Raw genomic sequence first — 7,342 nt, forward strand, 5'->3', positions numbered from 1 at the left:
ACGACGCGATCGGCACCAAGGACGATGCGAAGGTCGCCTTCGACGTCAGCGCCGACCTCGCGACGGTCACCGAGCGCACCGGCGGTAAGGGCGGTCGCCACGGCGGTCCCGACGGGACGACGGACGAGTCGACGAGCCCGACCGCGACGGCCACCGCCGTCTGACGGACGCCTGGACGGGCCCGGCGGACCGACCGCCGGGCCCGTCTACCAGGTCGTCTCGATACAGGACCGCGTCCCCCGGGGCTCGACCTGCAACGTCGCGTGGTCGATCCCGAACCGTTCGCGCAGCGTGCGGCCGGCCCCGTCGAGCACCGTGCCCGGGTCCGCCGCGGCCGAGCACACGAGATGGGCGGTCGCCACGTGCATGCCCGAGGTGAGCGTCCACAGGTGGAGGTCGTGGACGTCGACGACGTCCGGGACCTCGCGCAGCGCGGCCTCGGCCTCGTCGGGGTGGATCCCCGCGGGGGCGTGCTGACCGAGGACCGAGAGGACCTCGCGCCCCAGCAGCACCGCCCGGATCGCGACGAACACGGCGATGGCGAGGGCGACGGCGGTGTCCCACACCGAGTCACCGGTGGCCGCGACGAGCACGCCGGCGACGATGACGCCGACCGAGCCGACGGTGTCGGCGACCACCTCGAGGTAGGCGCCCTTGACGTTGAGGCTCTCGGCCGCGCCGCCGCGCAGCAGCGCCAGGGCCACGAGGTTGACCGCGAGCCCCAGCCCGCCGACGACGAGCATCGCGCCGGTCGCCACCTGCGGGGCCGCCCCGAAGCGCCCCACTGCCTCGACGACGATGTACGCCGCCACCGCGAGCATCAGCAGGACCGCGAGGCCGGACGCGAAGACCTCGGCGCGGTAGGACCCGAAGGTGCGCCGCCCCGAGGCGTCGGGGCGGGTCGCGATGCGGGTCGCGACGAGCGCGGCCCCGAGCGCGACGACGTCGGCGGCCATGTGCCCGGCATCGCTGAGCAGGGCGAGGGAGCCGCTGACGACCCCGGCGACGAGCTCGACGACGAAGAACACGCTGACGAGCACGAAGGCGAGCCGCAGCCGCCAGCGGTGCGTCGCGCCGGCGTGCCCGGCGGCGGGGGAGTGCCCGTGGCCGCTGCCCATGTCTTCCTTCCTCGCCGACCGAACCCTCGGACACCGGCGACGCTACCCCGGCAGATACCGTGCCGAGGTGACCTCCCCACTCACCCCCGCCGAGAGCCGGCTGCTGGACCACCTCGACGAGGACGAGCTGGTCCGCTCCCTCGTCGAGCTCGTGCGGGTGCCGAGCGTCACCGGGACCGCCGCCGAGAGCGAGGCCCAGCACCTCCTGGCGCGGTGGTACGACGAGGCCGGCCTCGAGGTCGACCTCTGGGCCGAGGACCTCGAGGAGCTGCATGCCGCCCCTGGCTTCCCCGGCACCGAGGCCCCGCGCGACGAGGCCTGGGGGCTGGTCGGGACGACCCCGGGGTCCGGTCCGCCGGCCCTCGTCCTCCAGGGACACGTCGACGTCGTGCCGGTCGGCGACCTCTGGTCGTGGGCTCACGACCCGTTCGTCGCGGCGGTCGAGGACGGCCGGCTGCACGGGCGAGGCGCCTGCGACATGAAGGCCGGGGTGGCGGTCAACCTCGCGGTCGCGCGGGCCCTGCACCGTTCCGGGCTGCGCACCGAGCGCACGCTGGCCCTGCACTCCGTCGTCGGCGAGGAGGACGGCGGGCTCGGCGCGTTCGCAACCCTGCGGCGCGGTCACGGCGGAGAGGCCGTCGTCATCACCGAGCCCACCGGTGGCCGGCTGCTCACCGCGAACGCCGGGGCGCTGACCTTCCGGCTCGAGGTGCCCGGCCGCGCCACCCACGGCAGCACCCGGCTCGAGGGGCAGTCCGCCCTCGAGGCGTTCATGGTCGTCCACGAGGCCATCCGTGAGCTCGAGGCCGTCCGCAACGCGGAGCCCGACCCGCTCTTCGACGGCAACCCGCTGCCGTACGCCATCACGATCGGCACCGTCCACGCGGGTGACTGGGCGAGCAGCGTGCCCGACCTGCTCGTGGCGGAGGGCCGCCTCGGTGTGGCCCTGGGCGAGAGCACCCGGGTGGCCGCGGCGGACTTCGAGCGAGCGGTCGCGGAGGTCGCGCTGTCCCACCCCTGGCTCAAGGAGCATCCCCCTCGGGTGTCCTGGCCCGGCGGCCGGTTCGCGTCGGGCCGGCTGCCGCACGGTCACCCGCTCGCCGGCGAGGTCGCGGACGCGGTCGAGTCGGTCGGAGCCGGACGGCCCGTCACCGGCGCCGCGCCGTACGGCTCGGATCTGCGGCTCTACGCCGGTGACGGCATCCCGACGCTCCAGTACGGGCCCGGTGACATCCGGCTCGCGCACTCGACCCGCGAGTCGGTGGCCCTCGCCGAGGTCATCGAGGTCGCCCGGGCGCTGGCCGTACTGACCGCGCGTCGCCTCGGGGCGCACTGACCGTCAGTCGCGGGGCTCGGCGTCCTCGGACGGCGGCGGGTTCCGAGGGACGTCCGCAACCCGGGCCGCGATGAACGGCCCGGCGGCCCACAGGCCGACGATGACCACGAGCACGGCCCCGCCGCCCAGGAGCGCAGCCCGCGTCCCGATGACCACGTCGACGACGAGCAGCACGACCCCGGAGACGGTGAGGGCGAGCATCCCCAGCCCGGCGATGGCGAAGAGGTTCCCCGACTCCACGAGCAGCTCGCGCCGGCGCCGGCGGAACAGCATCCGGTGGAAGGCCACCGGTGCGACCACGAGCCCGGTGGTGAGGACCGAGCCCCCGAGGACGGCGAGGTACACGGTGCGCTGGAAGGAGGTCAGCTCCTCGAACCGCGCCGAGAACGGCACGGTGAGGAGGAAGCCCGTGAGGATCTGGACCCCGGTCTGGGTCACCCGGATCTCCTGCAGGAGCTCGTCCCAGTTGCGGGCCAATGTGCGCCGTGACGGGCCCGACCCCCGCGTGTCCTGCTTCCCCATCGCCCCACTCTCCTTCGACGTGCTCGAAGCGCTCGAAGTCTAGAGCCGCGGGGATGGAAGAGTGGGCCTCATGAGCGACGCCGACGTCACGATCGACGGACTGCCCACCCACTACGCCACGCGTCGACCGCAGGCCGAGGACGCCCCCGCGGTCGCGGCCCTGCTCGCCGACCACCAGCGTGCCGCCAAGGGGTCCGCCGGGGTCGACCCGGAGGCGGTCCTCGGCCAGCTGGTCGGCACCGGGTCGTGGACCCGGCGCCAGGTGCTGGTCCACGACGAGGCCGGGCAGCTGCTCGCCTGGTTCTCCGTGCACGACCGGGCGGCGGGCCGCACCCTCGTCGAGGTCACGGTCAGCCCTGCGCTGCCGGACGACGAGGCGGCCGAGATCGCGGGGCACCTGTACGCCGCCGGGGAGCGGCACGCCCGCGACATCGCGACGATGCGCGGGCTCCGCACGAGCCTGCTGGACACCGGCGCCTACGCCGACGACCTCCGGCAGCAGCGGTGGCTCGACGCCGCCGGCTACCGGCAGACCCGCACCTGGCTCCAGATGACCAGGCCGGTCGACCCGGGCGAGGCCACGAGCCTGCCCGGCCCGCGCGAGGGCGTGGTCATCCGGCCCGTCGACCGGCACGACGACGGGCTGCCGGTCGCGTCCGACCTCCAGGCGGTGCACCGGGTCCTCGAGGAGTCGTTCCAGGACCACTTCAGCTCCTACCGCGAGAGCTTCCCGGAGTTCGTCATGCGCCTGCGGGAGGACCCGGGCCACCGCTGGGACCACTGGTGGCTCGCGACCGTCGAGACCGACGAGGGGCCGGTGCCGGCCGGTGCCGTCGTGTCCACCGTGCTCCGGCCGGACGCGGACGGCATCCCGGGGAGCTACGTCGACTACATCGGGGTGCACCGGCGCGCTCGGGGTCGGGGCGTCGCGAAGGCGTTGCTGCACACCGTGATCGCCGACGCCGCTCGACGGGGCCGCAACCGGGTGGGCCTCGAGGTCGACGCCGACAGCCCCACCGGCGCCGACGGGCTGTACACCTCGCTGGGCTGGGTCACGGACTACCGGACCCAGTCCTGGCACCGCGACCTCGACCTCTAGGGCCGGGCGCGGCTACTTCGCGACGTCGATGACGAGGCGGGTCGGCTCCGTGAGCACGCTGACCCGGAACGGCCGCTGGCCGCCGCGGACGCCGATGAACTCCTCGCCGTAGCCCTCGAAGCCGCCCCAGATGGCCGGGGCCGCGGCGATGACCGTGCCGTCGAGGCTCGCCGCCGAGGCGTCGGCCGGCTGCTCGTCGCCCTCGTCGGGGACCATCACGGTCGTCACGCTCACCGACAGGAATGCGTCGCCGGCGACGTCGACCGGCTCACCGGTCACCGGGTCGAGGGTCTCGTCGACGTACGCGACCCGGAAGGTGGGCTTGCCGCGCCCCGCGAACTCGTAGACGACCCGGTCGTACGCCGAGTGCCGGCCGACCCGCACCGCGGTTCCGCTGCCGATGCTGGGCCCGAGCCGGGGCCAGGTCGGCGAGCGCTGCTCGTCGGTGCTGAAGCCGTCGGGGACCGAGGTGATCGACGGCGAGGCCGAGGGTGAGGCCGGGGCCGAGGTGCTCGACGCCGGGGCGCTCGTCGGCGGGCCGTCACTCGACGCGGAGCCGGAGGTGCTGACGGGCTTCTCGCTCGTCGTGGCGCAGGCGCTCGACACCGCCACGGCGACGGCCACGGCGAGGGCGAGGCCGGCGCCTCGGCGTCGGGTCCGGGGAGGTGTCGTCATCGATGCGCTCGTCACGGGTCCATGGTGAGGGACGGGACCGCCCGGCGGTGGGACGTACGCTGAACCCATGGGTCGCCGCGTCGCACTCGCTCTCGGGTCCGGGGGTGCGCGGGGCTACGCGCACATCGGGGCGCTCCAGGTCATCGAGGAGCGCGGGTTCGAGGTCGTCGCGATCGCCGGCACGTCGATGGGTGCGCTCGTCGGCGGGCTGGCCGCCGCGGGCCGGCTCGACCCGTACACCGAGTGGGTCACCGGCCTCACCCAGTACGACGTGTGGCGGCTGCTCGACATGAACCTCGGCGGGGGAGGGGCGATCCGGGCCGAGCGCATCTTCACCCGGGTGTCCGAGATCCTCGGCGGGGCGCTCATCGAGGACTGCGCCATCCCGTTCACGGCGGTCGCCACCGACCTCAACCACCGGCGCGAGGTGTGGTTCCAGCGCGGTCCGATCGCCACCGCCATCCGGGCCTCGGTCGCGATCCCGAGCCTCGTCACCCCGATCGTCGTCGACGGCCGGCTGCTCGTCGACGGGGGGCTGATGAACCCGGTCCCGATCGAGCCGACCGCCGCCGTGATCTCCGACCTCACCGTGGCCGTCAGCCTGCAGGCCGGGCACAGCCGGGGGATGCCCGTGGCGCCGGTGCGCACGCCCGGGCAGATCGCGGGCTCGGTGCGGTCGCTGACCCATCGGGTGAGCGCGCTCATCGGCGGGTCGCACGACACGACCGACGCGCCGCCGGGGGACGTCGCCGAGGACGTCGAGTCCGTCACCGAGAGCGGGGGGTCGCCGTCGGTGGCCGCGGCGCCCGGCTACGCGCCGGCCCCCAAGGACCTCGCCTCGGCCGAGATCTTCAACCGGTCCTTCGACACCATGGCCGCGCTCATCACCCGGTACCGGATGGCGAGCAACCCACCCGACGTCCTCGTCTCCGTGCCGTCGGACGCCTGCCGGACGATGGATTTCCACCGCGCCAAGGACATGATCGCCCTCGGGCGCGAGCTCACCGAACGCGCTCTCGACGATGCGGGGTACTGACCGATGGCAGCCGAAGGACTCGTGACCGGCGGCCTCGACGCCCTCGTGGACCTCGCGTGGGGTCTCGTGCCCTCAGGGCAGGGGCGGGCGCTGCTCGGCGTCTGCGGTGTCCCCGGCGCCGGCAAGTCGACCCTCACCGAGGCGCTCGTGCGGGAGGTCGCGCGCCGGCACGGCGACGCGTCGGTCGCGCACGTCCCGATGGACGGCTACCACCTCGCCGACGTCCAGCTCGAGCGGCTGGGCCTGCGCGACCGCAAGGGCGCACCCGAGACCTTCGACGCCCTCGGGTATGCGGCGCTGCTGCGGCGGCTGCACGAGGACGCGGACCGCGACGTCTACGCGCCGGGGTTCGAGCGGACCATCGAGCAGCCGATCGCCGGCGCCGTCCTCGTCCCCGGTGGTGCCCGGCTCGTCGTCACCGAGGGGAACTACCTGCTGCTCGACCGGCCGGAATGGGCAGAGGCCCGCGCGGCCCTCGACGAGGTCTGGTTCGTCGACGGCGACGACGAGGTGCGGCTCGAGCGGCTCGTGGCCCGGCACGTCGCGTTCGGGAAGTCCCCGGCCGAGGCCGCGGCGTGGGTGGCCGCCGTCGACGAGCCGAACGCCGACCTGGTGCGGAGCCGACGTGACGTGGCCGACCGCGTCCTCGACGTGACCGCCGAGGGGTGGGCCCTGCGCGCCTGAGCCCTGGCGGGCCAGGCGCGCAGCGCCGTGGTAGCCCGGGGGGTCAGGGGTTGATGACCCACTTGATCGCGGAGCAGCCACCCTTGGAGCACACCGACATCCCGACCTTGTCCATGGGGCCGTTGGACACCCAGTACGCGCTCCCGCGGTAGGGGTCGCTCGTACAGCCACCGACGTCCTCGCGCTCGCCCACCTTCACGGTGTTGCCGTACTGCTTGATGTACAGCTTCATCTTGGCCCGGACCCCGTCGCCTTCGCCGGGGTTGTTCGGGTCGCAACGGTCGTTGAGGTAGATGTCGTCCCAGTGGACGACGTTGTCGTTCTCGAAGCCCATCTGGGTCTGCCCGTAGGCCTGACCGTTGGGCGAGGTCGCGCTGACGAGCAGGCCGTAGGCGTTGGCCGCGGCAGGAGTCATGAGAAGGACTGCCGCGGCGGCGCTGACGGCTGCCCCGGCCTTGGTGAGTGCACGGCTGACGGACATGGTTCCCCCTGGGGTCTCGGCCCTCCGATCCCCCCGGAGAGCGCTGTGGCGGCCACGCTAGCAGCGGGTCGGCGGAGCGCCACCCGAGCGGTCGGGCGGGCGCGCGGACCGGTCCGGACGGTGCCGCTCGGGCGCAGACCGGGCTGGAGACGTTCGCTCGGACCGCTGTCGGTGGTCGCGTCTAGGTTTGGTGCATGGAGGGGACGCGCACCGAGTTCGCCGACCGGGTGCCGGTCGGTGGGTCCGCCGCGTCGGGGGTGGCGGGGGTGCGGGAGTCGTTGGCGCGCATCGATGTCGGGTCGTTGTCGGATGCTGACCGGTTGGCGTTGGTGGCCGAGCTGGAGCGGTTGAAGGGGGCGGCGTCGGCGTGTCAGGCGCGGGCGGTGGAGGC

At 74.2% G+C, this 7,342-nt stretch carries 9 protein-coding genes; 5 read left to right on the plus strand and 4 right to left on the minus strand.

Annotated features, from left to right (window positions below; genetic code table 11):
- Positions 1-206 precede the first annotated feature (206 nt).
- Positions 207-1,118 (minus strand): cation diffusion facilitator family transporter, encoded by a 912-nt coding sequence (locus tag Q0963_RS16425; protein WP_299448150.1) that lies wholly within the window; start codon positions 1,116-1,118, stop codon positions 207-209.
- Positions 1,119-1,185: 67 nt separating this feature from the next.
- Here Q0963_RS16425 and Q0963_RS16430 point away from each other — a divergent pair, with 67 nt between their 5' ends.
- On the plus strand, positions 1,186-2,454 hold the full coding sequence (locus Q0963_RS16430) for an ArgE/DapE family deacylase (RefSeq protein ID WP_299448152.1): 1,269 nt from the start codon (positions 1,186-1,188) through the stop codon (positions 2,452-2,454).
- A 3-nt stretch (positions 2,455-2,457) separates the two neighbouring features.
- Here Q0963_RS16430 and Q0963_RS16435 read toward each other — a convergent pair whose 3' ends face one another.
- The gene (locus tag Q0963_RS16435; protein WP_299448154.1) at positions 2,458-2,976 is read right to left on the minus strand and encodes a DUF6328 family protein; all 519 of its coding nucleotides are present in this window, start codon (positions 2,974-2,976) and stop codon (positions 2,458-2,460) included.
- A 70-nt stretch (positions 2,977-3,046) separates the two neighbouring features.
- On the opposite strand from Q0963_RS16435, the gene Q0963_RS16440 reads away from it, so the two are divergent.
- Positions 3,047-4,075 carry a GNAT family N-acetyltransferase gene (locus tag Q0963_RS16440; RefSeq protein WP_299448156.1) on the plus strand — a complete coding sequence of 343 codons (1,029 nt, stop codon included), beginning with the start codon at positions 3,047-3,049 and terminating at the stop codon, positions 4,073-4,075.
- Positions 4,076-4,087: 12 nt separating this feature from the next.
- On the opposite strand, the gene Q0963_RS16445 is transcribed toward Q0963_RS16440, so the two are convergent.
- Entirely contained in the window at positions 4,088-4,750 is a 663-nt protein-coding gene (locus Q0963_RS16445; RefSeq protein ID WP_299448158.1) for a hypothetical protein, read from the minus strand.
- A gap of 67 nt (positions 4,751-4,817) precedes the next feature.
- On the opposite strand from Q0963_RS16445, the gene Q0963_RS16450 reads away from it, so the two are divergent.
- Together Q0963_RS16450 and Q0963_RS16455 are read left to right on the plus strand one after the other, a co-directional pair.
- Entirely contained in the window at positions 4,818-5,786 is a 969-nt protein-coding gene (locus tag Q0963_RS16450) for a patatin-like phospholipase family protein (protein WP_299448160.1), read from the plus strand.
- 3 nt (positions 5,787-5,789) lie between these two features.
- Entirely contained in the window at positions 5,790-6,470 is a 681-nt protein-coding gene (locus Q0963_RS16455) for a nucleoside/nucleotide kinase family protein (RefSeq protein WP_299448162.1), read from the plus strand.
- Positions 6,471-6,513: 43 nt separating this feature from the next.
- Here the strand turns inward: Q0963_RS16455 and Q0963_RS16460 are convergent, their stop codons facing one another.
- Complete coding sequence (locus tag Q0963_RS16460; RefSeq protein WP_299448164.1) at positions 6,514-6,951, minus strand: hypothetical protein; 438 nt, start codon at positions 6,949-6,951, stop codon at positions 6,514-6,516.
- 194 nt (positions 6,952-7,145) lie between these two features.
- Between Q0963_RS16460 and Q0963_RS16465 the strand changes: the two genes are divergently transcribed.
- Positions 7,146-7,342, plus strand: a 197-nt coding sequence (locus Q0963_RS16465) for a hypothetical protein (protein ID WP_299448166.1), incomplete at its 3' end; no start/stop codon positions are given.

The sequence above is a fragment of the uncultured Phycicoccus sp. genome (assembly GCF_947495705.1).
Classification (GTDB): domain Bacteria; phylum Actinomycetota; class Actinomycetes; order Actinomycetales; family Dermatophilaceae; genus Phycicoccus.